Annotated in this window: 23 protein-coding genes; 5 read left to right on the top strand and 18 right to left on the bottom strand. The window is 71.2% G+C overall.

Annotated features, from left to right (window positions below; all coding sequences use genetic code 11):
- Positions 1 to 17 precede the first annotated feature (17 nt).
- The 4 genes from I4Q55_RS00635 to glf form a co-directional block, all read right to left on the bottom strand.
- A complete protein-coding gene (locus I4Q55_RS00635; protein WP_206784030.1) occupies positions 18 to 689 on the bottom strand; it encodes a hypothetical protein in 672 nt (223 codons plus the stop codon).
- 107 nt (positions 690 to 796) lie between these two features.
- Positions 797 to 1,756, bottom strand: coding sequence for a decaprenyl-phosphate phosphoribosyltransferase (locus tag I4Q55_RS00640; protein ID WP_206784031.1), 960 nt, complete (start codon positions 1,754 to 1,756; stop codon positions 797 to 799).
- The gene (locus I4Q55_RS00645; RefSeq protein WP_206784032.1) at positions 1,753 to 2,271 is read right to left on the bottom strand and encodes a phosphatase PAP2 family protein; all 519 of its coding nucleotides are present in this window, start codon (positions 2,269 to 2,271) and stop codon (positions 1,753 to 1,755) included. The genes I4Q55_RS00640 and I4Q55_RS00645 overlap by 4 nt, the downstream gene beginning before the upstream one ends.
- A complete protein-coding gene (glf, locus tag I4Q55_RS00650; protein ID WP_206784033.1) occupies positions 2,264 to 3,487 on the bottom strand; it encodes a UDP-galactopyranose mutase in 1,224 nt (407 codons plus the stop codon). Before glf ends, I4Q55_RS00645 begins: the two co-directional genes overlap by 8 nt.
- Positions 3,488 to 3,566: 79 nt before the next feature.
- Here glf and I4Q55_RS00655 point away from each other — a divergent pair, with 79 nt between their 5' ends.
- The gene (locus I4Q55_RS00655; protein ID WP_206784034.1) at positions 3,567 to 5,573 is read left to right on the top strand and encodes a DUF6541 family protein; all 2,007 of its coding nucleotides are present in this window, start codon (positions 3,567 to 3,569) and stop codon (positions 5,571 to 5,573) included.
- Between the two features lie 136 nt (positions 5,574 to 5,709).
- Here the strand turns inward: I4Q55_RS00655 and I4Q55_RS00660 are convergent, their stop codons facing one another.
- On the bottom strand, positions 5,710 to 6,591 hold the full coding sequence (locus I4Q55_RS00660) for an LLM class flavin-dependent oxidoreductase (protein WP_206784035.1): 882 nt from the start codon (positions 6,589 to 6,591) through the stop codon (positions 5,710 to 5,712).
- 96 nt (positions 6,592 to 6,687) lie between these two features.
- Between I4Q55_RS00660 and I4Q55_RS00665 the strand changes: the two genes are divergently transcribed.
- Complete coding sequence (locus I4Q55_RS00665; RefSeq protein ID WP_206784513.1) at positions 6,688 to 7,488, top strand: HAD family hydrolase; 801 nt, start codon at positions 6,688 to 6,690, stop codon at positions 7,486 to 7,488.
- Here I4Q55_RS00665 and I4Q55_RS00670 read toward each other — a convergent pair.
- From I4Q55_RS00670 to I4Q55_RS00690, 5 genes are all read right to left on the bottom strand, one after another.
- A complete protein-coding gene (locus tag I4Q55_RS00670) occupies positions 7,485 to 8,033 on the bottom strand; it encodes an SRPBCC domain-containing protein (protein ID WP_206784036.1) in 549 nt (182 codons plus the stop codon). The two genes, I4Q55_RS00665 and I4Q55_RS00670, sit on opposite strands and share 4 nt — an antisense overlap.
- Positions 8,030 to 8,653: a TetR/AcrR family transcriptional regulator gene (locus I4Q55_RS00675; protein ID WP_206784037.1), complete on the bottom strand. Its 624-nt coding sequence runs from the start codon at positions 8,651 to 8,653 to the stop codon at positions 8,030 to 8,032. Before I4Q55_RS00675 ends, I4Q55_RS00670 begins: the two co-directional genes overlap by 4 nt.
- A gap of 84 nt (positions 8,654 to 8,737) precedes the next feature.
- Positions 8,738 to 9,466, bottom strand: coding sequence for a 1-acyl-sn-glycerol-3-phosphate acyltransferase (locus tag I4Q55_RS00680; RefSeq protein ID WP_206784038.1), 729 nt, complete (start codon positions 9,464 to 9,466; stop codon positions 8,738 to 8,740).
- A 9-nt stretch (positions 9,467 to 9,475) separates the two neighbouring features.
- On the bottom strand, positions 9,476 to 10,915 hold the full coding sequence (locus tag I4Q55_RS00685; RefSeq protein ID WP_206784039.1) for a hypothetical protein: 1,440 nt from the start codon (positions 10,913 to 10,915) through the stop codon (positions 9,476 to 9,478).
- Positions 10,912 to 12,717, bottom strand: coding sequence for a hypothetical protein (locus tag I4Q55_RS00690; RefSeq protein ID WP_206784040.1), 1,806 nt, complete (start codon positions 12,715 to 12,717; stop codon positions 10,912 to 10,914). The genes I4Q55_RS00685 and I4Q55_RS00690 overlap by 4 nt, the downstream gene beginning before the upstream one ends.
- Before the next feature lie 269 nt (positions 12,718 to 12,986).
- On the opposite strand from I4Q55_RS00690, the gene I4Q55_RS00695 reads away from it, so the two are divergent.
- Complete coding sequence (locus I4Q55_RS00695) at positions 12,987 to 14,873, top strand: DUF6541 family protein (protein WP_206784041.1); 1,887 nt, start codon at positions 12,987 to 12,989, stop codon at positions 14,871 to 14,873.
- A gap of 55 nt (positions 14,874 to 14,928) precedes the next feature.
- Here I4Q55_RS00695 and I4Q55_RS00700 read toward each other — a convergent pair whose 3' ends face one another.
- Genes I4Q55_RS00700 through I4Q55_RS00730 form a run of 7 tightly spaced genes read right to left on the bottom strand, consistent with a single transcriptional unit; the run spans position 14,929 to position 21,284 of the window.
- Positions 14,929 to 15,894: a lysylphosphatidylglycerol synthase transmembrane domain-containing protein gene (locus I4Q55_RS00700; protein ID WP_206784042.1), complete on the bottom strand. Its 966-nt coding sequence runs from the start codon at positions 15,892 to 15,894 to the stop codon at positions 14,929 to 14,931.
- Between the two features lie 12 nt (positions 15,895 to 15,906).
- Positions 15,907 to 17,151 carry an acyl-CoA reductase gene (locus I4Q55_RS00705; protein WP_206784043.1) on the bottom strand — a complete coding sequence of 415 codons (1,245 nt, stop codon included), beginning with the start codon at positions 17,149 to 17,151 and terminating at the stop codon, positions 15,907 to 15,909.
- Positions 17,148 to 18,200: an acyl-protein synthetase gene (locus I4Q55_RS00710; protein ID WP_206784044.1), complete on the bottom strand. Its 1,053-nt coding sequence runs from the start codon at positions 18,198 to 18,200 to the stop codon at positions 17,148 to 17,150. The genes I4Q55_RS00705 and I4Q55_RS00710 overlap by 4 nt, the downstream gene beginning before the upstream one ends.
- Positions 18,197 to 19,591 (bottom strand): AMP-binding protein, encoded by a 1,395-nt coding sequence (locus I4Q55_RS00715; RefSeq protein ID WP_206784045.1) that lies wholly within the window; start codon positions 19,589 to 19,591, stop codon positions 18,197 to 18,199. Before I4Q55_RS00715 ends, I4Q55_RS00710 begins: the two co-directional genes overlap by 4 nt.
- Positions 19,588 to 20,316 (bottom strand): SDR family NAD(P)-dependent oxidoreductase, encoded by a 729-nt coding sequence (locus tag I4Q55_RS00720; RefSeq protein ID WP_206784046.1) that lies wholly within the window; start codon positions 20,314 to 20,316, stop codon positions 19,588 to 19,590. The genes I4Q55_RS00715 and I4Q55_RS00720 overlap by 4 nt, the downstream gene beginning before the upstream one ends.
- Positions 20,309 to 20,554 (bottom strand): acyl carrier protein, encoded by a 246-nt coding sequence (locus tag I4Q55_RS00725; RefSeq protein ID WP_206784047.1) that lies wholly within the window; start codon positions 20,552 to 20,554, stop codon positions 20,309 to 20,311. Before I4Q55_RS00725 ends, I4Q55_RS00720 begins: the two co-directional genes overlap by 8 nt.
- Before the next feature lie 10 nt (positions 20,555 to 20,564).
- Positions 20,565 to 21,284 (bottom strand): UDP-N-acetylglucosamine acyltransferase, encoded by a 720-nt coding sequence (locus tag I4Q55_RS00730; RefSeq protein ID WP_206784048.1) that lies wholly within the window; start codon positions 21,282 to 21,284, stop codon positions 20,565 to 20,567.
- A 149-nt stretch (positions 21,285 to 21,433) separates the two neighbouring features.
- Here I4Q55_RS00730 and I4Q55_RS00735 point away from each other — a divergent pair, with 149 nt between their 5' ends.
- Together I4Q55_RS00735 and I4Q55_RS00740 are read left to right on the top strand one after the other, a co-directional pair.
- Positions 21,434 to 22,540 (top strand): DegT/DnrJ/EryC1/StrS aminotransferase family protein, encoded by a 1,107-nt coding sequence (locus I4Q55_RS00735; RefSeq protein ID WP_206784049.1) that lies wholly within the window; start codon positions 21,434 to 21,436, stop codon positions 22,538 to 22,540.
- The gene (locus tag I4Q55_RS00740; RefSeq protein ID WP_206784050.1) at positions 22,537 to 23,493 is read left to right on the top strand and encodes a Gfo/Idh/MocA family protein; all 957 of its coding nucleotides are present in this window, start codon (positions 22,537 to 22,539) and stop codon (positions 23,491 to 23,493) included. Before I4Q55_RS00735 ends, I4Q55_RS00740 begins: the two co-directional genes overlap by 4 nt.
- On the opposite strand, the gene I4Q55_RS00745 is transcribed toward I4Q55_RS00740, so the two are convergent.
- On the bottom strand, positions 23,490 to 24,881 hold the full coding sequence (locus I4Q55_RS00745; protein ID WP_206784051.1) for a M20/M25/M40 family metallo-hydrolase: 1,392 nt from the start codon (positions 24,879 to 24,881) through the stop codon (positions 23,490 to 23,492). The two genes, I4Q55_RS00740 and I4Q55_RS00745, sit on opposite strands and share 4 nt — an antisense overlap.
- Positions 24,882 to 24,893: the final 12 nt, after the last annotated feature.

Here is a 24,893-nt window from a genome sequence, read left to right on the forward strand (position 1 = left end):
GAGGCCACAGTCCGGGGTCAGATGCCGTCGCCGGACCCGGTGCCGGAGCCGGCGTCGCCCCGGCCGCCGAAGCCGGGACCGCGGCCGTCGAAGCCCTGGTCGGGGCCGTTGTACTGGCGGTGGATGCCGGGCCGGCCGTCACGGGGACCGTGGTGGCTCGCGGCGGCGGCGATCCCGCCGACGATGGCGCCGCCGACCAGCATGCCGAGCACGCCGACGCCGACGAGCTGGGTGGCGCGGTGGCCGACGAACCGCCGGAAGCCGCCGGATGGTCGCGGGGCGGCCGGGGGCGGGGCCCAGGCGCCGTACGGCTGACCGGGCGTGGGTGGCGGCTGCTGGCCGTGGGCCGCGGTTTGGGCGGCACCGGGGGCGGCGGACTCGGCCCCGCCTGCGGCGGGCGCGGTGCCGGCCGGGCTCGGCTCCGCGGGCTGCGCCGCGCCTGCGGCAGGCGCGGCGGCGGGGCTCGGCTCCACGGGCTGCGCCGCGCCTGCGGCAGGCGCGGTAGCGGGGCTCGGGTCCGCGGGCTCGGTCGCGCCTGCGGCAGGCGCGGTGGCGGCATCCCCCTGGCCGGAAGCGGCCGCGGCCGGGGTCTCGTGCACCGCCGTTGGGTGATCGGCCGCTGTGGGGTGCTCGACCGTCGGTTGCTCGGCCCCGGTCGGGGCCTTCTCCTCGCGCGGCTGGTCGTTCATGGTCGCTCCTGTGGTCACGGGGACGGGCGCAGTGCCCGCCCCCACCACCTCAGGGTGCGCCGCTCAGCTGTGCGTGACCTGTAGCGAACCTGTCGATCCGCAATGGGTCACAGGTAGAACGCCAGGAACAGCGTGATGACCCAGGTTCCGCCGAGCACCTGCAGGATGCGGTCCTTGAGCGCGATCTCCTCCGGCTCGCCCGCGTTGCCGCCGTCGACGTCGACCGCGTAGCGGAGCACCGCCACCACGAACGGGACCATCGAGATGACCGCCCACACCGAGTTGTGCTCGGTCTGGCGGATCTCGAACGCCCACAGGCAGTACGACATGATCAGGATCGCCGCCGACGTCGCCCAGACGAACCGCAGGTAGCTCGCCGAGTACTTCTTCAGCGACGAGCGGATCTTCGCGCCCGTTCGTTCGAACAGCATGATCTCCGCGTAGCGCTTGCCCGCCACCATGAACAGCGAGCCGAACGCCGTGACCAGCAGGAACCACTGCGAAAGCGCGATGCCACCCGCGACACCACCGGCGATCGAGCGCATCAGGAAGCCCGAGCCGACGATGGCCAGGTCGACCACCGGCTGGTGCTTCAAGCCGAAGCAGTAGCCCAGCTGCACGGCCTCGTAGACGCCCAGCACGACCGCGAGCTGCCAGCTCGCCGCGAACGACACGCCGAGGCCGGCCAGGAAGAACACGACCGCGGCCCCGTACGCGACGGGGACCGGCACGATCCCGGCCGCGATCGGCCGGTTGCGCTTGGTCGGGTGGGCGCGGTCGGCCTCGACGTCGATGGCGTCGTTGATGAGGTAGACCGAGCTCGCCACCAGCGAAAAGGCCACGAAGGCGATGATCGCGTCGATCAGGAGACCGGTGCGGTCGGTCGACTTCGAGAACGCGAAGAACGGGGCCGCGAAGACCAGGACGTTCTTCACCCACTGCCGGGGCCGTGCCGTCTTGATGACGCCGCCCACCAGGCCGAACGGCCCACGTGACGCAGTCGGCTCGACAGCCTCGGGAGTCACGGCAGTTTCATCGCTGTTGCGCTGCTCGGTCGTCTCGCTCATGCGTTTTTCTTCAGCTTCCGTCGAATCAGACCACCGACGAGCCCCCCGAGAGCTGCACCGGCCAAGACGTCTGTCGGATAGTGAACGCCGAGCACGAGCCTCGAGGCCAGCATCGGCGGTACCAGGGCGGGCACCAGGTTACGCCCGGTCAATCCGGAGTAGAGCACCGCCGCCGCCGTAGTGGACGTCGCGTGCGACGACGGGAAGCTCAGCTTGCTCGGCGTGCCGACCAGTACCTCGACGCTCGGGTGGTCCGGTCGGGGCCGCCTGACCACGCGTTTCACCGCGATCGAGGCGGCGTGCGCGCCGACGACACCCGCCGACGCGACCAGCCAGTCCTTGCGCCGCTTCTTGTCGACCGCGGCCCCGATCAGGCCGAGCGCGAACCACCCGGCACTGTGCTCGCCGAAGTGGGAAAGGCCGCGCGCGGCCTTCACCGAAGCTTCACTCTTCAGAAAGCCCTGGGCCTTGGCCAGGACCGCCACCTCACCGGTGGGCTGCCCCTTCTCAAGCATCGAGGGACCCGTCGAGCGGCGCGCCGTCGGTCAGGTGCGGGGCGATCTTGTTGTCGAACGCCGAGAGCGCCGAGCCGATGGCCATGTGCATGTCGAGGTACTTGTACGTGCCCAGCCGGCCGCCGAACAGGACGTTCTTCTCGCGCGCCTCGGCCTTGGCCAGTTCGCGGTAGGCCTCGAGTTTCTCGCGGTTCTCCGGCGTGTTGATCGGGTAGTACGGCTCGTCGTCCTCGCCCGCGAAGCGCGAGTACTCGCGGAAGATGACCGTCTTGTCCTTGGGGTAGTCCCGCTCCGGGTGGAAGTGCCGGAACTCGATGATCCGGGTGTAGGGGACTTCCTGGTCGTTGTAGTTGACGACCGACGTGCCCTGGAAGTCACCGGTCTGGGCGACCTCGGACTCGAAGTCGACGGTGCGCCAGGTGAACTTGCCCGCCGAGTACCCGAAGTAGCGGTCCAGCGGCCCGGTGTAGACGGTCGGGGTGCCCGCCGGGATGTGCTCGCGGACGTCGAAGTAGTCGACGTTCAGCCGGATCTCGATGTTCTCGTGCTCGGCCATCTTCTCGAGCCACGCGGTGTACCCGTTGACGGGCAGGCCCTCGTAGGTGTCGTTGAAGTACCGGTTGTCGAAGTTGTAGCGGACCGGCAGGCGCGTGATGATGTTCTCGCCCAGGTTCTTGGGGTCGTTCTCCCACTGCTTCGCCGTGTAGCCCTTGATGAACGCCTCGTAGAGCGGGCGGCCGATCAGCGAGATCGCCTTCTCCTCGAGGTTCTGCGCGGCGGAGGTCTCGAACTCGGACGCCTGCTTCGCGATCAGCTCGCGCGCTTCGTCCGGGGTGTGCGACTTGCCGAAGAACTGGTTGATCAGGGCCAGGTTCATCGGGAACGAGTAGACCTGGTCCTTGACCCGCGCGAAGACGCGGTGCTGGTAGTTCGTGAACTCGGTGAACCGGTTGACGTACTCCCAGACGCGCTTGTTCGAGGTGTGGAACAGGTGCGCCCCGTACTTGTGCACCTCGATGCCCGTCTCCGGGTCGGGCTCCGAGTACGCGTTGCCGCCGAGGTGGCTGCGTCGCTCGAGGACGAGGACCTTCTTGCCCAGCTCGGCCGCGGCCCGTTCGGCGACGGTCAGGCCGAAGAAACCGGACCCGACGACGACGAGGTCGTAACCTGCGAAATCGTCTTCAGTAATCTTGGCGGGGTTCGTGTGCGCGCTCACGGGCGTCGAGGGTACGGGGGTCGGTCACCCGGCCCGCACCCGACTATCACATTTCGGCCTACGACACACCTGGAAAGCAGTGCCTGCACCCGAGGACTTCTGGAGCTACTTCGGCGCGGTGGCCACCTACCTGGCCGTGCTGGCGGTCCCCGGCGGGGTCGTCGGGTGGGCCGCCGGCCTGCGCGGCTGGGCCCTGGCCGGCCTCGCGCCGCTGCTCAGCTACGCCGTGACCGGCCTCGCCGGGCCCTGGCTGGCCATCGCGCACATCCCGTACGGCTCGCTCAGCGTCGCCGCGGTCACCCTGCTGCTCGCCGCCGTGCTCTACGGCCTCCGCCGCTTCGCCATCGCGCGCGGCTGGCTGCGCCCGGGCGAGGAGCCCGGGCCGCCGTGGACGCGCCGGGCGCACCTGGCCGTCGCGGCCTGCGTCGCGATCGCCGTCGCGGTGTCGATCGCCGTGGTCGTCTCCGGCCGCGGCGGGACGACCGCGGTGTTCCAGCGCTGGGACACCGTGTTCCACGCGAACGGCATCCGCTACATCGCCGAGACCGGCGACGGCTCGCTGACCGGCATGGGCACCATCAACTGGTACCCGCAGGGCTCCTTCTACCCGAACGCCTACCACCTGGCCGGCGCCCTGGTCTACGAGCTGTCCGGGACGTCGATCCCGGTCACGCTCAACGCGATCACCATGCCGATCGCCGGGCTGTTCGCGCTGGCCATGGCCGCGCTGGTCCGCCAGCTCGGCGGCCGCGCGGTGTTCGCGGGCAGCGCCGCGCTGGTCGCGGGCGGCGCGACGACGGGGGCGTACGAGTCGGTGTCGAGCGGGCTGCTGCCGTTCGCGCTCGGCATCGTGCTGACGCCGCTGGCGGTGGTCGCGCTGCAGCGGTTCCTCGCGCGGCCGGGCGTGGACACCGGCGCGGTGCTCGCGCTGAGCGCGGCCGGTCTGCTCGCCGCGCACTCGAGCGCGCTGTTCGGGGCGATCCTGTTCGCGTTCCCGCTGGTGGTGCAGCGCTGGTACCGGGCGCTGCGCGGCCGCCGCGTCGACGGCGTTCCCGAGGGCAGGCCCGCCTGGCGGGTGGCCGGCGGCGACGTCCTGCGGATGCTGCCGGTGATGGTGGTGGCCGGGCTGCTGGCCGCGCCGATGATCCTCGGCGCGATCGGCTTCACGTCGGGCTCGTACCCGTACTACGCGTGGGGCTCGCACATGCCGGTGTGGAAGGCACTGGCCATGCTGGCGACGTTCAAGCAGGTGCTGCCGGTCCCGCAGATCTGGCTGACGGTGTTCCTGGCGATCGGCGTGCTGACGCTCGTCGCGCTGCGGCGGATGCGCTGGCTGGTGCTCTCGGCGCTCGGGCTTTCGGCGTTGTTCGTGGTCGTCGCCTGCTTCGGCGGCGAAGGCTGGGTCATCAGCCTGTCGCGGCCCTGGTGGAACGACCGGTTCCGGCTGATGGCGCTCGCGTCGATCCCGCTGTGCCTGCTCGCCGCGCACGGCATGAGCGAGGCCCAGCGGTGGCTGGCGAAGCTCGCGAGCGGACGCGCGTGGGTGCGCGCGCGGCCGTGGCTGACCGGCCGCGTCGGGCTGGCGACGGCGGTGCTGCTGGTCGTGGCCATGGGCGTGCTGACCGGCGGGTTCTACCGCGCGGCCAACGCCAAGACCGTGTCGCTGCTCTACTACAACGGCCTGCCCGGCGAGGTGGTCCCGCCGGTCAGCCGCGACGAGATCGACGCGATGGACCACCTCGGCACGCTCGGCATCCCCGCCGACCAGAAGGTGCTCAACGACCGGCTCGACGGCACGGCCTGGATGTACGCCCTGACCGGCGTGCACCCGGTCGCCGGCCACTACGACGCCGGCGTGGCCCCGCCGGACGCGCTCTACCTGGCCCAGCACTTCGCCGACTACGACAGCGACGCGCAAGTGCGGGCCGCCGTGCGGCGGCTGAACATCCACTACGTGCTGATCGGCAGCGGGACCATCCGCCGGGACACGCCCATCGCGCGGGGCCTGCAGCACCTCGACGGGCACGACTTCCTGCAGGTCGTGTACCGGAACCCGGGTGCGGTCATCTACCGGATCGTGAAGTAGAACGCCCTCGTGGCCACGGCTCCCCTCCGCGGCCACGAGGGCCCCCGCACCCCCGGGGTGATCCCGGTCGTCTGCATGTATCGACGCCCGGGGAGCGGCAATCGGTTTCCCGATTCCCCGATGTCACTCGTTCGGACTAGCGCAACTCCGGCAGGACGTCGCTCGCGACCTGTTCCAGGACGGCTTCCCGGCCCTCGTACGGCGACGACGACCGCGGCCAGTGCGAGATGACGTCGGTGAAGCCCAGCTCCCGCGCCCGGCCCACGGCGTCGCGGAACGCCTCCACGCTGCTCAGCGAAAACACCGGCGACGCGTCCAGGCTGAGGAACCGCTGGATGCTCGGCCGGTCGCGGCCCGCCGCGTCCAGCCGCCGGTCGAAGAGCTCGGTGAGCTGCTTGATGCCGGCCCACCACTCGTCGGCGGTCTCCCCACCCTTGCCCGTGGTGACCCAGCCCGCGCCGAAGCGCGCGGCGAGCGTCATCGTGCGCGGGCCGTTCGCCGCGACGACGAACGGCAGCCGCGGCCGCTGGACCGGGCCGGGCAGGTTGCGGGCCTCCCGGGCCCGGTAGTACTCGCCCTCGAAGTCGAACTTGTCGGTCATCAGCAGCCCGTCGAGCGCCTCGACGAACTCGGTGAAGCGGTCGGCGCGCTGCTTGGGCGTCAGCTCGGGGGCGTCGAGCACCGCGCCGTCGTAGCGGGTGTGGTCGACGCCCGCGCCGACGCCGAGGACGAACCGGCCGTCCGAAACGTCGTCGAGGGTGTTCAGCTCACGCATGAACGGCACGGGGTGCCGGGCGACCGGGGACGCCACGAACGTGCCCAGCCGGATGCGGGACGTCACCATCGCCGCCGCGGTCAGGGTCGGGACCGCGGAGAACCACGGTCCGTCGACCAGGTTTCTCCAGCCCAGGTGGTCGTACGTCCACGCGTGGTCGAAGCCGTACTCCTCGGCGGCGCGCCACTTCGGCTCGGCGGCCCACCAACGATCTTCCGGAAGAATGACGATGCCTGCTCGCACGAATCCGGACGCTATCGGTTACCACCGGCCGTCGCACGGACGGGGAAGCCTTCCCCCGAACGAGTCAGGGACAATGGCGGGGTGGAGAGACCCCAGTTGATCGCGTCCGACGTCGACGGCACCCTGCTCGGCCCCTCCGAATCCCTGACCGGCCGCACGATCGGCGCCGTCCGCCGGGCGATCGAGGCGGGCGTGCCGTTCGTGCTGGCCAGCGGGCGGCCGCCGCGGTGGATCGCCCCGATCGCGAAGCCGCTCGAGCTCACCGGCTACGCGGTGTGCGCGAACGGCGCGGTCCTGTACGACTGCGCCCGCGAAGAGGTCGTCGAGGTCCACGGCCTGCTCCAGCCGACGCTGCTGCACGACATCGCGCACGCGCTCGACAAGGCCCTGCCCGGCTGCCGGCTGGCCACCGAGCGCGTCGGCATCGGCGCGCCGGACCACGACATGCGCAACTTCGTGATCGAGCCGGACTACCACAACCCGTGGGGCGACGGCGAGGGCCGCACCGGGCCGCGCGCCGAGGTCCTCGGCCACCCGGCGATCAAGCTGCTGGTCAGCCACCGCGGCATGTCGTCCGAGGAGATGGCGGCGGCGGTCAACGCGCTGTTCGACCGGGACGTCGACGTGACGTACTCGTCGTCGGGCGGGCTCGTCGAGGTGTCCGCGCACGGAATCACCAAGGCGACCGGCCTGGCCGACGTCGCCGAGCGGCTGGACGTCGACCCCGGGCAGGTCATCGCGTTCGGCGACATGCCCAACGACGTCGAGATGCTCCGCTGGGCCGGCCACGGCGTCGCGATGCAGAACGGGCACCCGCGGCTGCTCGCGGTGGCCGACGAGGTCACCGGCCCGGCCGGCGAGGACGGTGTGGCGCAGGTCCTCGAGCGCTGGTTCTAGCGGCTGACCCGCTGGGCCAGTGCCTCGTTCATGGCGCGGAACTGGGGCAGCGTGTTGTCGTTCAGCTGTCCCCGGAAGAACGGCACCAGGACACCCGAGAAGCGTTCGGTCTGGGTGAGCCGGACCCGGCCGGGCCGCACCTGCTCGATCAGGAACGCGTGCTCGCCGTCGAACACCGCGCCCGGCCCGAGCTTGCCCAGCCAGCGCAGCTCACGGCCGGGCGTCACGGTCACCACGGTGGGCGTGAACGTGGTTTCCCCGGTGGCGTCGCGCATGGTGTTGGTCAGGGTGGCGCCGGCCGCGACGGTGCCGCTGGAGGAGACGATGAAGGGGTTCCATTCGTCGTAGGCGTCCAGGTCGGTCAGCACCGGCCACACCTCGTCCGGCGTGGCGTCGATCTCGATCGAGGCGCTGAGGGTGTACGGCACGGCGTTGCTCCAGACGGCGTACCCGGCGAGCGTGGCCAGCACCAGGGTCACCACCAGGAGCAAACGCTTGCGTCTCGGCTTCTTGCTTTCCCGGGTGAGGTGCTCGGTGCGGGTCATCTCTGCTCCTTTGTGGACATGGCGCCGTCGAGGGCGGCGCTGACGAGACGTTCGAGGTAGCTGTCGCTCACCGGCGCGCCGGTGATGAGCACGCGGTAGTAGAGGGCGCCGGCCAGCTGGTCGAGCAGCAGCACCGGGTCGGTGCCGGACCGCAGTTCGCCGCGCTCGGTGGCACGCTCGACGAGTTCGATGGCGAGCCGGATCCGCCGCTGGTACAGGCCGCGCATGACCTGCCCGACGTCGGCGTGCCGGGCCGCGGCCGCCACGAGTTCCGCGACGATGCCGGCGGACGGGTCGGTGTCGTGCGCCGGGCGCCCGGCGCGGCGCACGCTTTCGAGTGCGGCGGCGATCTGCTTGAGGTAGGCGCTCAGGTCGGCCCGCACGTCACCGGTGTCGGTGACCGGCACGTCGCGGTCGAGCATGTCGGCGTACACGGCGATGGCGAGGTGGTCCTTGGTCGGCCAGCGCCGGTAGAGCGTGGTCTTGGCCACCCCGGCGCGCTGGGCCACCTCGTCGATGGCCAGTCCGGCGTAACCGGCGGTGAGCAGTGCGTGCCGGGCGGCTTCCAGGATGCGCCGGTCCGCGTCGCTGTCGCGGGGCCGGCCGCGGGAGGTTTCCATGGGATCCCCTATATCCGATACTCAAGTTTCGTATATAGGTTAGCCCGCTGTCGCGGATTTACGCAACACGAGTTTCGAAAGTGGCTAGCGGCGGTCGAGTTCGGCCGCTTCGGCCGGCGTCGGTGCCGTGCCGCCCAGGTGCGCGGGCAGCCACCAGCGTTCCTCGTCGGACGCGGGCTGCTCGGGGTACTCGGCCTGGGCGCGGTCGAGCAGCGCGCTCATCCGGGTGCGCAGCTCCTTCGTGACGACGTCCCAGTCGTCGCCCTTGGCCGGGTGCATCGGCTCGCCGATGAGGATCGAGATCGGCACGTGGCGGCGGGTCAGGTCCTTCGGACGGCCCTTCGTCCAGAGCCGCTGGGTGCCCCACAGCGCCATCGGCACGACCGGGACCTCGGCGGCCGCGGCCATCCGGACCGCACCCGACTTGATCTCCTTGACGGTGAACGACCGGCTGATCGTGGCCTCGGGGAAGACACCGACGACCTCGCCGCCCTGCAGCTTCTCGAGCGCCTCACGGTAGGAGGCCAGACCGGCGGACCGGTCGACGGAGATGTGGTGCATCCCGCGCATCAGCGGCCCGGCGATCTTATTGTCGAAGATCTCCTTCTTCGCCATGAACCGCGTCAGCCGCTTGGCCGGGCGCGCGCCGAGCCCGCAGAAGATGAAGTCCAGGTAGCTGATGTGGTTGCACGCGATGACCGCGCCACCGCGGCGCGGGATGTGCTCCGCGCCCTCCACCCGGATGCGGTTGTCGAGTACCCGGAACATCGTCCGGGCCGCCGCGATCACGGGCGGGTAAACCAGGTCGGCCATCCGGCAAGGTTACGCGACCGTAGGTTGCCGGCCGCGGTTCAGCGGGGAAGAACACAGTACGAGCGCGATCAGGAGCGCGAACAGGGCGACGGACTGGTGCTTGATGCCCTCGATGCCGTCGCCGAGCGCCGCGGTGCCGAACTGCGTCACCGAGACGGCGAGCAGAAAGGCCGTCGTGACGCCGAGCGCGGTGCGCCGGTGCGACCAGGCCCGGACCGCCGCGAGCAGCCAGATCGGCACCAGGGCGAACAGCCCGAGCGGGGCGATCAGGCCGGTCAGCCACGACACCACCGGCACCCGGTACTCCTGCGCGTGCGGCGGGAACCCGGCTTCCTGGTCGAAGCTGCCGAGGTAGTCCGGGCGCGCGGTGAGCTGGTCGGTGGCGGCCCGGTCGAGCACTTCGAGGGTCCGGCCGGGGTGGATCGCGAAGTACGTCACGACGTTCCGGCGGCTGATCTGGTCGCGGTACCGCGGGTACAGCGGATCCATCGTCGCCGGGTGCGGGTGCCACCAGCCGTTGCCCGCGTACTGCGCGAACGACGCCGGCAGCCCGAGCGCGGCCAGGTCGGCCCGGGTGTCGTGCTTCCCGTCGACGATGTTCAGGAAGATCGAGTTGAAGACGTTGATCTCGCGCGAGTCGTCGCCCGGGAACTCGGTGTACGTGCCGTCGGGCGCTCGCGCCGGCTCGACGCTCTGCTGCGCGGCGAGCGTGACAGCACCGATCGCGCCGATGACCAGCACCGCCGGCGCCCACCGCTTGGCCCCGCGCAGCCCACCCGGCCGGACCAGCAGGATCGCCAGCGCGAGGATCGGCAGCACGGTCAGCGTCTGGACCTTGGCGTTGACCGCCAGGACGCCACCCGCGAACGTCACGGCCATGCCCGCGTAGCTCCACCAGCCCTCGCGCGCGGTCAGCAGCAGGCCGCCGGCGGCGAGCAGCAGGCCGAGGAAGGCCGCGCCTTCGCCGAGGATCGCGGCGAAGTAGCCGAAGAACGCCGAGTCCGCGACGACCAGCAGGAGCCCGGCCGTCACGAACAGCCGAGTCCGGCGCGGGTGCGGCAGGCCGAGCACGATCGCGGTGACCGCGGCCGCGGCGATGAGGCTGCTGAGCAGGCCCAGGATGACGAGGCTCAGCGTGCCGTGGAGGCCGATCAGCCGGCCGATCCGGACGGCCAGCTCGGCAAGCCAGCTCTGCGTGAGCAGGTACGTCGGCCGGCACGGCGGCGCGCCCGGCGCGGGGGTGTAGGCGAGGTGGACGAACGGCTCGGGCAGGCCCTTCCAGGTGATCCCGGCACCGCACAGCACGCGGCCGCCGTCGCCGTTGTTGGACATCGCGATCGGGCGCGGCACCAGGAACCGCACCACGAACAGCGCGAGCGACGTCCCGAACACCCCGAGCCCGAGCCGCGCTTCGGCGCCCAGCTGCCGGTCCGGGGCCTCGAGCTTCACGAAGGACAGGGTACGTAGCGGAAGTCCGGGCCCTTGTCGAGGTCGGCGACCAGGGACTTCGCCTGTTCCGCCCGCGGGTACACCGAGACCCAGTACGGCGTGCCGACGCGGCGGAAGGTCGCGACCTCGTACTTGCCCGCGTAGACCGGGTCGATCGCGCAGTGCTGGCGGTCGTCGTAGCCACCGTCGGCGGGCACGGCGAGGGTCGGGCGGCGGCCGTTGACCACGTAGTCGTAGTCGATCGCGACGCCGTCGACGTGCCGTCCCTCGCGGGCGATGTGGTCGTCGGTGCGGCCGAGGACGTCGATGATGAGCAGCTGGCCACCGTGGGCGGCGAGCGCGCCGGGCGCGGCCCCGCTGACCACCGACCCGGGCGGCAGGTAGTCGCCCAGCCAGCCGCCGATCTCGGCGAGCTCGGTGCCGTGCGCGTGCCAGTTGCGCACGCGGTCGAGCATTTCCGGGCTGAACACCGACACGAAGACCGCGATGCCGGCCAGCCCGCAGGCGGCCACCGGAACCAGCCGCGGCGCGACCGGCTTCGGCGTCGGCGACGGTTTGTCGACGACACCCGCGGTCAGCACGCCGTAGACCCCAACGGCGGCGACGGCCAGCAGCGGCGGGACCGGGGCCAGCAGCCGCCACGACGGGCCCGAGTCGCCGCCGACGAGCACCGCGGCCGCGGCCAGCCCGGCGGCGATCGCGAACAGCAGCCAGAGCAGGGCCCTGGCTTCGATGGCTGTGCCGACCGAGGTTTCGCCCTGCCCCGAAAGGCGGGTTGTGCCGGGGGTCTCGCCCCGAGCGCCCGCGAGGCGGGCTGTGCCAACCGGCGGCTCGGCCACCCCCAACCCCCGAGCCGCGGCTGTCACATCCGGGGCCTCTGCCAAGCGGGCCGTGGGGCGGCGCAGCAGCAGCGCGACCGCGGCGACCAGGCCGAGCAGCAGGAAACCCTGGTGCGCCAGCGCGAACCCGGACAGGTACGGCCAGCCGTCGGCGAGGTGCCCGCCGAGCGGCCCGCCGAGCTTCGCGGCCAGCGGGGCGGGGAGGAAGTGCTGGTAGAACGTCGCGCGCCAGGCCAGCCGCGGGACGAGGAAGACGAGCGCGCCCAGCGCGTACGCGACCGGGGCCCACCAGCTGTGCTTCTCCTTGACCGCGGCGCCGACCAGCCACAGACCGGCCAGCACGGCGACCACCAGGCCTTCCGGGCTGGTCATCACGGCGAAGGCGACGAGCACCCCGGCGACCACCGGGCGGCGCGCGGCGAGCGCGTAACCGACAGCCAGCACGAGCAGCACGAACAGCGGGACCTCGGAACCCGACGCCCCGTAGACGGCGAGGCCGCCGGCGCTCGCGGTGAGCACCGCGGCGGCCACCCCGATCGCGGGCCGCGGCTCGGCGCCCTCCGGCCTGGCCGCGGCGACGATCCGGTTGACCAGGAAGCAGGACAGGAGCACGCAGGCCAGCGCGGCGAGGACGCTCAAGACGACGGCCGTGGTGCGGATGTCGGCGCCGAACGCGGCGCGCGGCAGGGCGATCAGCACCAGCCAGAGGAAGTTCGTGTACCCCTCGACGCGTTCGCCGGGGTTGAAGACCGGGCCGTTGCCGTCGGCGATGTTCTGCGCGTAGCGGAAGGTGACGAGCGCGTCCTCGGTGACGGTCGCGAACAGCAGCTGGTGCAGCAGCGAAAGGCCGAGCGTCAGGATGAGGACGAAGGCGCGCCGGCCGCGGTCGGCGTCGAGGCTGTGCCAGGTCAGCACCACGACCGCGGCGACGACCAGCCACGCCACCACGACCGCGTAGACCACCCGGCCCCCTCCAGCTCTTCGCCGCGCCCACTCGGCCGGCTTCTCGGGCAGGTTATCGATCGTCGGCGGCGAGGCGTTTCCCGTGGACCGGCCACTCGGCCCTAATGGGGGTTGATCACTTCGCCGGCGACAGTCAAGCAGGGAAATTCACCTGCCAGAATAACCCGATCGGGTGTTGCCGCTGCGGGTTGAAGTGACGTCTTGAAAAAACGCCGATCGGGGTACCGGCCCGCCGCGTCGCACCGGTCATTTCCGGCTTAGTCTCCAGCGTGCTCTCCGCCAGCATCGCCATTGTCGTCATCGCCGCGCCCGGCCTCGCCATCGGTGCCGCCGCGGGTTTGCGCGGCTGGGTCCTGGCCGGGATGGCGCCGTTGCTGAGCTACGCCGCCGGCGGGCTGACCGGCCCGTGGGCCGCGGCGGCCGGGCTGCCGTTCACGCCGCTGATCTACGCCGCCGCGACCGTCGTGTTCGCCGCGACCGCCTTCGGTGTCCGGAGGTTCACGGTGCGCCGACGGTCACCCGAGCCCGAACCGGCACTGTGGGCGAGACGCGGGAATCTCGCCGTACTGGCCTGCCTCCTCGCGGCGGCGCTGATCGGCGGCTGGGCGACGCTGCTCGGGCTGGGCCGCATCGGCGCGTTGCCCCAGGGGTTCGACGCGGTCTACCACGGCAACGCCGTCCGCTACATCGCCGACACCGGCGACGGCAGCCTGTTCGGCACGGGCCACGTGAACTGGTACGGCGACGCGGCGCCGGTGTTCTACCCCAACGCCTACCACCTGCTGGCGTCGGTGACGTACCGGCTCGGCGGCGCGTCGATCCCCGAGACACTGGACGCGAACACCCTGCTGCTGCCGGGGCTGCTGGCGTTGTCGCTGGTGACGCTGGTGCGGGAGTTCCGCGGCCGGGCGGTGCTGGCGGGCGCGGTGGCGCTGACGGCCGTGGCGGCGGTGACGGGGGTCTACGAGTCGATGGGCCGCGGGCCGCTGCTGCCGTTCGCGCTGGGCGTGGCGCTGACGCCGCCGGCCGCGGTGGCGCTGCGGCGGTACCTGGAGCGGTCCGCGCCGGACACCGCGCTGGTCCTGGTGCTGGCCGCGGTGGGGTTGCTGTGCATCCACTCGTCGACGTTGTTCGGCGGGATCCTGTTCGCCGGGCCCCTGCTGGTCCAGCGCCGGCTCGCGGGGTGGCGCCGGCTCGGCCGCGATCTGCTGGCGCTGCTGCCGATCGCGGCGGTGTCGCTGCTGGTGGCGTGGCTGCAGCTGTTCGGCGCGCTGGGGCTGGCAACGGGCTCGCTGCCGTACTACGGCTGGCCGAGCGAGTACCGCGCGTCGACGGCGTTGGGTGCCCTGCTGGGGTTCCAGCACTTCGAGCCGCACCCGCAGGTGTGGCTGTCGGTGGCGTTGTTCCTGGGGATCGTGTTCTTCGCGCGGGCCGGCGAGCTGCGCTGGATCGGCCTGACGGCGTTGGTCACGGGCCTGGCCTACGTGGCGGTGGCGTCGTCGAACACGCCGATCGTGATGGCGCTGTCCCGGCCGTGGTGGGACGACCCGTACCGGTTCTTCTCGATGGCGGCGGTCCCGCTGTCGGTGCTGGCGGCCCACGGCCTGGCCTCGACACAGGCGTGGCTGCGTGACCGGCTGCCGTCCCGGGTGCCGCCGGTGGCTCTCGCGGCGGTGGTGCTGGGCGGGTTCGTGCTGCTTTCGAACGGGCTGTACGTCCGGTCCAACGGGGCCTGGGTGTACCAGGGCTACCAGGCGGCGGACCCGTCCGCTTTGCGGGTGACACCCGGCGAGCAGACCGCGATGGAGCGCCTCGGCTCGCTGGCCGCGCCGGGCGAGTGGGCGATGAACGACCGGTTCGACGGAACCGCGTGGACTTACGCCTTGACGGGAATTCGAACGGTCGCCGCGCATTTCGACGAAACTTCACCGCCGCGGGACGCGGTGTTGCTGGCGGATCGCTTTCGAAACTATTCGACGGACCCGGCGGTGCGGGCGGCGGTCCGGCGGTTGAACATTCATTGGGTGATTCTGGGAAAGCCGTCGACCGAACCGGGCAAGCCCTATCAGTCGGGGCTGGCCGGTTTGGCGGGCGAGCCGTTCCTGACGGAGGTCTACCGCAACCCGGACGCGGTGATCTACCGGCTGACGCCCTGAGCCGAGGGTTGTCCACATGTGCGTAAGGGCTGTGGACAACCGGTGGACAACCGGCTCAGGCGGTGACCACCGGGCGGGCCGAGCGGGCGGCGACCGCCGCGAAGCCGGCCGTCAGGAGGTCGGCCACCGTGAACATCACCCGGGAGGCCACCGCGAACGCCGTGGCCTGGCCGACCGTGAGGCCGCTGGCCGTCAGGACCGCGACCTGGGCCACCTCGCGGACACCGACGCCGCTGGGGAGGATGAACGCGAACGTGCCCACCGTCATCGCCACGGCCATCGCGCCCACGCACAGCACGAAGCCGCCGAGGCCCGGGGTGCCCACCGAGTTGGCCAGCAGCCACAGGTGGACGCCCTGCAGGCACCAGGCCGCCGTCGAGGCGCCGAAGACCTTGCCGATCACCGCCCAGCCCAGTGGGTGGGCCAGCGGCGGGCGGCGGAGGATCCGCAGGACGAGCGAGGTGCCCCAGGTGAGGATCTTCGGGTGCAACATCGCCAGGCCGAGCGGGATGAGCACGAACAGCCACAGCGCCCGCGGGCTGTTGCTGAACACCGCCGGCGCCGCCAGCAGCGACACCACCAGCGCCGACACCACGCCCACGCCGAGCTGGATCAGGGAGCCGGTGAAGATGCGGGCGCGGGCGAGGCCCGCCTTGCGGCCCAGCTCCATCTGCAGCAGGTACGCCCAGACCGAGCCCGGCACGTACTTGCCGAGCGAGCCGACCAGGCAGATCTGGGCGCCGCGGGCGTAGCCGATGGGCGCGCCGAGGTCGTCGACCATCACCTGCCAGCCCCAGGTCGACACCAGGATCGCCGCGACCAGGGCGACCAGGCTCAGCAGGGACGACTCCCAGGCGACGTCCCGCAGGGTGTGCCAGAACTCGCCCCAGTTGGCCGCCAGCTGCTTCGCCGCGAAGCCGAGGACCAGCAGGATCGCCACCCAGCGGACGACGTCGAGGATCTTCGCCCTGGTGGACTTCGGCTGCTTTCCCGCAGCCGGCAGGTCCTCAACTGTCGTCATCGACGGCTCTCCTCAGGCCTGGACCGTGACCAGGCGGCTGAACTCGGAGAGCAGATCGTAGCCGTCCCACACCGCGGAGAAGGTCAGGGCGGAGCCGAAGGGCACGATCCGGTCGACGCCGCGGCCCGCGAGCTCGTGCGCGAACGCCGTCAGCTCCTCGGCCGTGAAGCCGAACTGGCTGACCGTCTGGTCCTTGCGGAGGACGATCGGCACCAGATCGGACAAAGAGGACACCCGCGCGTTCGCGAACGTGCCGGCGCCGAGCCACTCGCGCGGCAGCACCGCCGGGTCGGCCAGCTCCAGCGTCGCCAGGCCGTTGCCCTGGAACTCGATCTCCTTGACCAGGCCGTCGACCGCCGCGCCGTACGCCGAGACGCGCTTCTGGACCGCCATCGCGGGCTCGGTGACGTGCTGCTTCGTCTCCAGCACCGCGGCCAGCAGCGTCCGGAATTCCTGGCCCGCGGCTTGCGCACCGGCCTCGTCGCCGACCCAGAACACCGCGCGCGGGGACGAGCAGGCGGCCTGGTCGAACCAGTACGAGTCGTTGTAGAAGCCCTCGGCGGCCGCGCGACGCTCTTCCGCGGACGCGCGCTGCCAGCCCGCCACCGAGGCGACGGCGAAGGACGAGCGGTCCGGGAACGTCAGGTCACGCGCGTGCGGCGCGAGCGGGTACTTCCGCAGCGCGGCGACCGAGCCGTCGCCGCCCCAGATGACGCGCAGGTCGGCGGCCAGCGACAGGGCGCCGCTCACCTCGTCGCTGCGGTCGTACGTCACCATGCGCTGGGTCGCCCGGATGGCGTCCGCCACCGAGGAGTCCACTTCGGACAGTGCCGCGTTCAGCGCCTCCAGCACCGCCTCGGCGGCCCCGGCCGAGCGCGACGAGACCCGCACGACGTTGTGGTTGCCGGCCAGCGCGGACAGCGCCCACGAGTAGACGAAGATCGTGTCGACGTTCGCCGGCGGCACGTGGAACACCAGCCCGCGCGGGAACCGCAGCGCATTGCCCGAAGCGTCCAGAGTGGACAGCGCCTTGGCGATTTCGCCCTTGCGCAGGAAGAAGCCGAGCGACGCCAGCTCCGGGAACCGGCGCGCGGTGGCCGGGGCCAGCAGCTTGCGGGCGAACTTCGTGACGAACTCGACGACGCGCGGGTCGCCCACGCGCAGCCGGCCGCCCGGTGGCTCGGCGCGCAGCTCCTCGACCAGGGAAGCGACCGGAACCGAATCCCCCAAGGGGAAACGCTGAGTCAGAGAGGTCACGCCGCCGCTCCCGAGAACGTGTCGGAGCACCCGCGGGCCTCCGCCTTCGGCAGCCGCCCGAGCACGGAGAAGTGCTTGCCCGGCCAGTCGCCGTCGTCGATGCCGTTGTAGACGCCCAGGTCTTCGGTCAGCAGCACGTGCCCCGGGTAGGACCGCGGCAGCGTCGAGACGACCTCGATCACGCCCGGCTCCCCGACCGGCTGCTCTTCCCACGTCTCCGGGTTCCGGATGACGACGTCGGCGAAGTCCGGGCAGTACAGCGAGTTGCCGGACGGGCCCTCGAGGAACACCGTGCCGATCTGCTCGATCATCCCGTAGTAGTTGTGGACCCGGGTGAGCCCGGTGTCCTCTTTGAAGCGCCGCCGGAACTCGGTGTTGTCGACCGCGCGGTCGATCAGCTTCTTCCAGCCACCGCTGTGGATGAGAATCCCGTTCGACAGGTCGAGCCCGTGGTCGCGCGCGACCTCGTACAGGTACAGCCACACCATGAACGTGAAGCCGAAGATCAGGAAGGGCTTGTCGCCGTACTCGGCGAGGAACTTCTTGACCGCTTCGACGTCCGGCTGGTCGTTTTCGTCGAGCACGTACGTGTGCTTGCGGCCGAAGTTCGCCATGCCCAGCACACCCGCGCCGCGGGCGGAGAACGACCGGCGGTTCTTGATGATGCCGATCGTGTCGACCATCAGCATCGGCAGCCGCTCGCCGCCGAGGACCTCCTGCAGGGTCGCGCCCAGCTGCTTGGTCTGCGCGCCCGCCGCCTCCTTGTCGAGGTAGATCCGGGACGCGCCGGCGCCGGTGGTGCCCGACGACGTCAGCGTCTTGAAGACCTCGCTGTCCGGGACGGACTTGAGGTCGTGCGTCTTGAACATCCGCACCGGCAGCCACGGCAGGTCGGCGATCGAGCCGAACGACGCGGAAGGCTCGATCCCCAGCGACGACAGAATCCGTTCGTAGCCTTCGGAATTCGCCCGGTGGTGAGCGGTGAGCGAAGCCAGCTCGGGCAGCAGCAAGGCTTCCCGGTCGGCCTGCGACCGCGTGAACACACTCATACCTGCCCCTCCAAAGTCCGGTAGTCGATCTTGCCGCTGGCCAGCAGCGGCACGGTGTCGATCGGGCGGACGTCGAACCCGCTGGCGTGCAGGTGCAGCCGCTCGGACAGCGCCCGGGACGCGTCCTTGCAGATGTCTTTGTCCGCTCCTTCGGCGAACAGCACGACCTTGTCGCCGGCCGCGACCGCGGCCACCACGTCGATCCCGACCGCCGCCGTGCGGACGGCCTGCTCGAGATCGTCGAGGCTGACGCGGTTGCCGAAGACTTTGCCGATGCGCTTGAGCCGCCCGGTGATGAACAGGTAGCCCTCTTCGTCGAGGTACCCGAGGTCACCGGTGGCCAGCACGCCGCCGTATTCGTCGCCCTTGGCCAGTCCGGACTCGTCGTCCGCATAGCCCATCATCACGTTGGGCCCACGGTAGACGACCTCACCGACAATTTTCGGGTGCGTGGTCTCCGAACCGTCGTCGCGACGGACGGCGAACTTCCCGCCCGGCAGCGCCGGCCCGGCGGAACCGAGCTTTTCGGCCAGTTTTTCGGCGGGCACCGTCGTCATCCGCGGCGCCGCCTCGGTCTGGCCGTACATGACGTACATCCGGCCGCCGACGGCCAGCATCTTCTCGTTGAACTCGGCGACCAGGTCGTCGCGCAGCTTCCCGCCGGCCTGCGTCAACGTGCGCAGCGTCGGGTACTTCGCGGGGTCGAACTTGAGCCGCCGCAGCATTTCGTAGTGGTACGGGACACCCGAAAGCGAAGTGACGCCGTAGGTGTTCACCGCGTCCCAGAAGCCGCGGCCGAGCACGCCGGACGGCTCGATCACGACGGTCGCGTCCCGCACCAGGTGCGAGTTCAGCACCGACAGGCCGTAGCTGTAGTGCAGCGGCAGGCAAGTGGGTGCGACCTCGTCGGCGTCGATGTGCAGCACCTGCGCGATGGCGTCGGCGTTGGCCAGGATCGCCTGCCGCGAGAGCCGGACGAGCTTGGGGTTGCCGGTCGAGCCGCTGGTCGGCAGCAGGACGGCCAGGTCGGGGTGCGGGATGACGCCGTCGGCCGAGTCGCGGACCCAGTCGGCGCCGCGCACGGAGTAACCGGATGGCGCGTCACCCGAAGCCGAGAGCACAGCCGCGGGGCGGAAGCGCGAGACCAGCCCGGCCAGCACGTCGGCGTCCAGAGCCGGGTCGATCAGCGCGATCGCCCGCCGGGATTCGAACGCGCCCAGGTAGGTCAGCACGCTGTCGAGGTCGATCGACATCCGCGCGAACACGACGCCGGTGGGCAGCGCCGCCAGCTTCTCCATCGCGCGGCCGACCTCGGCCGACAGTTCCGCGCCCGCCAGCGTGCGGCCCCCGGCCACATCCACCAGCCGAGCCCCCGCACCCAGCAACGTCACAGCACCAAGCCTCCGTCGATCCCCAGCACCTGGCCGGTGATGAACGACGCCTCGTCGCTCACCAGGAACCGGATCGCCTTCGCCACTTCTTCGGGCCGGCCCAGCCGTCCGAGCGGCGTCTTGCCGGCGTTCTCGGCCTTCGCGTCTTCGCTCAGGCCCGCCGTGAGATCGGTCTCGATGACGCCCGGCGCGACCGCGTTGACGCGGATGCCGGACCGGCCGAGCTCCTTGGCCGCCGACCGCGCGATGTTCGCCACCGCCGCCTTCGACGCCGCGTACACCGTCTGACCGGCGCTTCCGTGCTCCCCGACGATCGAGGCGAGCACGACGATCGCGCCGGACTTCTTCCGCATCATCGCCCGGGCCGCGGCCTGGACGGTGTGCAGCGTGCCGGCCACGTTCGTGCTCAGCGTCGTGTCGACCAGGTCCTCCTTGATCATGCCGAGGAGCGCGTCCTCCATGATCCCGGCGTTCGCGACGACGATGTCGAGCTTGCCGTGCTCCTTGGCGACACCCCTGACCAGCGAGGACACCGCCTTGGCGTCGGTGACGTCCAGCGCGAGCCCGGAGGCGCCCACGGAGGCCGCCGCTTCCTTGGCGCGAGCCTCGTCACGTCCGGTGAGCACGACCGTCGCGCCCGCCTCGACGAGCGCGCGGGCGGTGGCCAGGCCGATCCCCCGCGTCCCGCCCGTGACAAGCGCGACGCGACCGGACAAATCAGTCATTCTTCGACTGCAGCTCGGTCACCATGTCCACGGCGACCTTGAAGCTCGACATGTCGATGACCTGGTCGGTGTCGAACTCGACGTCGAACTCGTCCTCGATGGCCGCGACCAGCGCCATGTGGCCGACCGAGTCCCACGCCTCGATGTCGCGGTACTTCAGGTTCTCGACGTCCACGGCGCCGTCGAGGTCGAGCGCCTCGACGAAAACCTCGCGCAGCTTGGGGGCGACTTCGGACATGCGTTGACTCCTAGTGCTCGTCGCGCGGGCGAGCGTCCCACGCCTTTACCAAGGTAGAGAGGTCGCCGGGCAGCGTGACGTCCGGGAGACCTTCCTTGCCCTTCAGCCACGGCCCGAGGGCCTCGATCGTCTCCTCGTCGAGACCGCGGCGGGACAGGCCCACCACGTTGACGCCGGTGACGCGGGCCGGGTTGCCGACGGCGATGGTGAACGCGCCGATCTCGCGCCGCACCGCCGAGCCCATCCCGATCATCGCGCCGGGCCCGATCACGACCTTCTGGTGCAGGATCGCGCCCATGCCGAGGTTCGCGCCGTCCCAGATGTGGCAGTGGCCACCGGTGACGGCGTTCGAGGCGATCGTGACGCCGTCGCCGACCAGGCAGTCGTGCGCGATGTGGGAGTTGCGGAGGAAGTAGCTGTCGCTGCCGACGGTCGTTGTCCGCCAGGTCCCTTGGTGGACACTCACGTACTCGCGGATCCGGTTGCGGCTGCCGATGACGACGCCGTGCCCGTCGTGATCCGGGTCACCGGTCGGCGCCTCTTCCCAGGCAGCGGGATGCGGACGGCTACGGTCCTCGCCGGGCGTGCCGATCGTCACGTGCGGGCCGATCCAGTTGCCGTCCCCGATGCGAGCCGGTCCGGCGATCACCGCGAACGGCCCGATGACGTTGTCCTCGCCGAGCTCGACGCCTTCGCCGATGACGGCGGTCGGGTGGATGCGGTTGGCCACGGGTGGTCGTCCGTTCGTCGGCGGCTGGGTACTGGGCGCGCGGCCGCGCCCGGTAACGTGTGGCCCGCGTTGCTGCAGGGCGGCCGGGCGCAGAACCGGCGGCTCACTGTACCGGACGCACCGAAATCGCCTGCCGAGAGAGACTGCCCATGATCCCCATCACTGTGGTCGACGTGCGCGACGCGGAGGACCTCGTCGTCGAGGTGCTGCGCTCCGGCGCCATCGCACAGGGACCGATGGTCAAGCGCTTCGAAGACGCCTTCGCGGCGGTCTCCGGGACGAAGCACGCGATCGCGGTCAACAACGGGACCACCGCGCTGGTCGCCGCGCTGCAGGTGCTGGACCTGCAGCCGGGTGACGAGGTCATCACCTCGCCGTTCACCTTCGTGGCGACGCTGAACGCGATCCTCGAGGCCGGCGCGACCGTCCGTTTCGCCGACATCCGGCGCGACGACTTCGCGATCGACCCGGACGCCGTCGCGGCCGCCGTCACCGATCGCACCAAGGTCCTCATGCCGGTGCACCTCTACGGCCAGACGGCGGACATGGGCAAGCTCGCGCCCCTGGCCGCCGAGCGCGGCCTGCAGGTGATCGAGGACTCGGCGCAGGCCGTCGGCGCGTCGTTCGAGGGCAAGCAGGCCGGTTCGTTCGGTATCGGCTGCTTCTCGCTGTACGCGACGAAGAACATCACCACCGCCGAGGGCGGCGTCATCACGACGGACGACGACGCGCTGGCCGACAAGCTGCGCGTGCTGCGCAACCAGGGCATGCGCGCCCGGTACCAGTACGAGGTCGCCGGCCACAACTACCGGATGACCGACCTGCACGCGGCCGTGGGCATTCCGCAGCTGGCGAAGCTCGACCAGCTGACCGCCGCCCGCCAGGCGAACGCGAAGCGGCTGTCGGAGGGCCTCGCCGGCACGCCGGGCCTCGACGTCCCGCAGGTGCTGCCGGGCCGCGAGCACGTATGGCACCAGTACACGGTGCTGGTCGGGCCGCACGCGTTCCTCTCGCGCGACGAGCTGGCCGCGGCGCTCACCGAACGCGGCATCGGCAACGGCATCTACTACCCCAAGATCGTCTTCGACTACGACTGCTACGCGGGTCACGACCTGATCCCGGGCGCGCGCGTCGAGGACTTCCCGGTCGCGAAGTCGGTCGCCGAGCAGGCGCTTTCGCTGCCGGTGCACCCGCACCTGACCGAGTCCGACCTGGACACCATCATCGAAACCGTTCGCGAGGTACTGGGCGCATGACGCATCGGATCGCTCTTGTCGGTACCGGGAACATGGGTTCCCTCCACGCCCGCGTGCTCGCCGGCAACGAGCGCGTCGACCTGGTCCGCGTGATCGATCCGCGCGAAGAAGCGGGCAAGGCCGTCGCCGAGCGGTACGAGACACAGTGGACGCCGGAGATCGGCGATCTGTCCGATGTGGACGCCGTGGTGCTGGCCTCGGCCACCGAGGCGCACTACAACCTGGCGCAGGAGATCCTCGGCCAGGGCAAGCCGATGCTGGTCGAAAAGCCGGTGTGCAACAGCTTCGAGAAGTCGCAGGAAATCGTTTCGCTGTCGGCGAAGAACGACATCCCGCTGATGTGCGGGCTGCTGGAGCGCTACAACCCGGCGGTGATGACCGCGCGGGCGCTGGTGCAGGAGCCGATCCACCTGATGGCCCGCCGCCACGGCCCGTACGCGCCGCGCATCAAGACCGGCGTGGCGTGGGACCTGCTGGTGCACGACGTCGACCTGGCGATCCAGTTCTTCGGCGGCGCGACGCCGGCGCGCGTGACGTCCGGCGCGGGCTACTTCCACCCGCAGTCGGTCGAGGGCGCCGAGGACACCATCGAGACGGTGCTGTCGTTCCCGACCGGCCTGGCCACGGTGTCGGCGTCCCGGCTGGGCCAGAAGAAGGTCCGCTCGCTGGTGGTGTCCGAGCTCGACCGGCTGATCGAGATCGACCTGCTGCGCCGCGACGTCACGATCTACCGGCACGTCTCGCACGACTCGGTCACCCCGGACGGCCTCGGCTACCGGCAGCAGACGGTCATCGAGATCCCGGAGCTGGTCACGGCCCGCGAGCCGCTCGCGACGCAGCTGGACCGGTTCTGCGACCTCCTCGAGGGCAAGATCGACGCCGACACCGAGCGCGACCTGATCCTGCCGTCGCACCACGTGGTCGAGCAGGTCCTGACGCAGGCCGCGGCCTAGCTCACCGGCGCCGGGAACGCGGCCGGGCTCCGGCGTCCGCCGGGGCCCACCGCGCGGACGCCGAAGAAGACGTTGTCCTTGGACAGGTCGATCTTCGCCGTCAGCGCCGGGCCGACGTCGATCGCGTGCGTCCAGTCGGGGGCGGTCGTTTCGCGCCAGACGACTTCGTAGCTCGACGCGCCCGGCGTGGCCGTCCAGAGCAGTTCGGAGTCGTTCGTCAGCGCCGCCGTGCGGATCTTGACGCCCTTCGGCGTACCCGGCGCTGTCGCGAGCGACCACAGCGCGGCGCCGTTCACCCTGGCGACCCGCGCGATGAACGGGAAGTCGCAGAACTCCGGCAGATCGCCGTACTGGACGCCGTTTTCGACGCGGACGTCCTGGTGCTGGTGGGCGAAGTCCTCGTTCGGCTCGGTGAACCGCGCCGCCGGGTAGCCCTGCTCCAGGAAGCCGATGTGGTCGCCGCCGCGCAGGTAGCGGTCGCGGCGGTAGACCACCCGGACAGTCATGCCGGTCGCGTCGTTCTCCGCCACCGACTTCACGAACCTCGCCAGCTGCCGCGGCGGGGAGTCGTTCTCGCCGCCGATGCTGCGCCGCAGGCTCGCCTCGGCCGGGGTTTCCGCGGTCGGGACGCCTTCGGCGAAGAGGCGGATCGTGACGGGGTCGCGCGTCCCGTCGTCGGCGCGGCTCGAGCCGACGATGTCGTCGGTGAACATCGCCTGGACGTCGGTGGCCGCCGCCTTGAACTGCTGCGCCATGTACCGCGAGCCGTACAGGCCCTGCTCTTCGCCCGCGACGGCCGCGAAGACGATCGTCGCGGCCGGCTGCCGGGTCGAGAGCACCCGGGCCAGCTCCAGGGCGACCGCGACACCCGAAGCGTCGTCGTCCGCCCCCGGCGCGTCGCCGGTGAAGTCCATGACGTCGCTGCGGCGCGAGTCGTAGTGCCCCGAAACGACGTACACGCGGCCGGGGTCGGTGGACCCACGCAGCGTCGCGACGACGTTGGTGATCGTCGTCGGCACCGGGATCCGGTCGGCGGGCGGCTGGACGTACGACTGCAGCTCGGCACTCAGCCGTCCGCCGGAAGCCGCCGCGACCTGCCGGAACTGCGCGAAGAGCCAGTCGCGTGCGGCGCCGATGCCGCGGGCGGGGTCGTCTTGGGCGGACAGCGTGTGCCGGGTGCCGAACGCGGCCAGCCGTCGCACGGTCGCTTCGATCCGCCGTTCGTCGACCTGGCGGAGCAGGGCCCGCAGTTCCGCGTCGGGACGCTGGGGCCGGACCGGAACGCCAGGCCCGCGGTCGCCGAGTTCGGCGGCGTCGGCCGGGGTACCGACGGCCGTTGCCACGCCGAGCGCGGCCGATGCGGTGAGGAACGCTCGTCGTGAGGTCACGATTCACGTCTT

It is taken from the genome of Amycolatopsis sp. MtRt-6, assembly GCF_017308975.1.
Taxonomy (GTDB): domain Bacteria; phylum Actinomycetota; class Actinomycetes; order Mycobacteriales; family Pseudonocardiaceae; genus Amycolatopsis.

Bases quoted from the DNA above. Each gene is read 5' to 3' on its own strand.
- I4Q55_RS00635 (WP_206784030.1), bottom strand. From the start codon at position 689: ATGAACGACCAGCCGCGCGAGGAGAAGGCCCCGACCGGGGCCGAGCAA.
- I4Q55_RS00640 (WP_206784031.1), bottom strand. From the start codon at position 1,756: ATGAGCGAGACGACCGAGCAGCGCAACAGCGATGAAACTGCCGTGACT.
- I4Q55_RS00645 (WP_206784032.1), bottom strand. From the start codon at position 2,271: ATGCTTGAGAAGGGGCAGCCCACCGGTGAGGTGGCGGTCCTGGCCAAG.
- I4Q55_RS00670 (WP_206784036.1), bottom strand. From the start codon at position 8,033: ATGACCCGCACCGAGCACCTCACCCGGGAAAGCAAGAAGCCGAGACGC.
- I4Q55_RS00675 (WP_206784037.1), bottom strand. From the start codon at position 8,653: ATGGAAACCTCCCGCGGCCGGCCCCGCGACAGCGACGCGGACCGGCGC.
- I4Q55_RS00680 (WP_206784038.1), bottom strand. From the start codon at position 9,466: ATGGCCGACCTGGTTTACCCGCCCGTGATCGCGGCGGCCCGGACGATG.
- I4Q55_RS00700 (WP_206784042.1), bottom strand. From the start codon at position 15,894: ATGACGACAGTTGAGGACCTGCCGGCTGCGGGAAAGCAGCCGAAGTCC.
- I4Q55_RS00710 (WP_206784044.1), bottom strand. From the start codon at position 18,200: ATGAGTGTGTTCACGCGGTCGCAGGCCGACCGGGAAGCCTTGCTGCTG.
- I4Q55_RS00720 (WP_206784046.1), bottom strand. From the start codon at position 20,316: ATGACTGATTTGTCCGGTCGCGTCGCGCTTGTCACGGGCGGGACGCGG.
- I4Q55_RS00725 (WP_206784047.1), bottom strand. From the start codon at position 20,554: ATGTCCGAAGTCGCCCCCAAGCTGCGCGAGGTTTTCGTCGAGGCGCTC.
- I4Q55_RS00735 (WP_206784049.1), top strand. From the start codon at position 21,434: ATGATCCCCATCACTGTGGTCGACGTGCGCGACGCGGAGGACCTCGTC.
- I4Q55_RS00740 (WP_206784050.1), top strand. From the start codon at position 22,537: ATGACGCATCGGATCGCTCTTGTCGGTACCGGGAACATGGGTTCCCTC.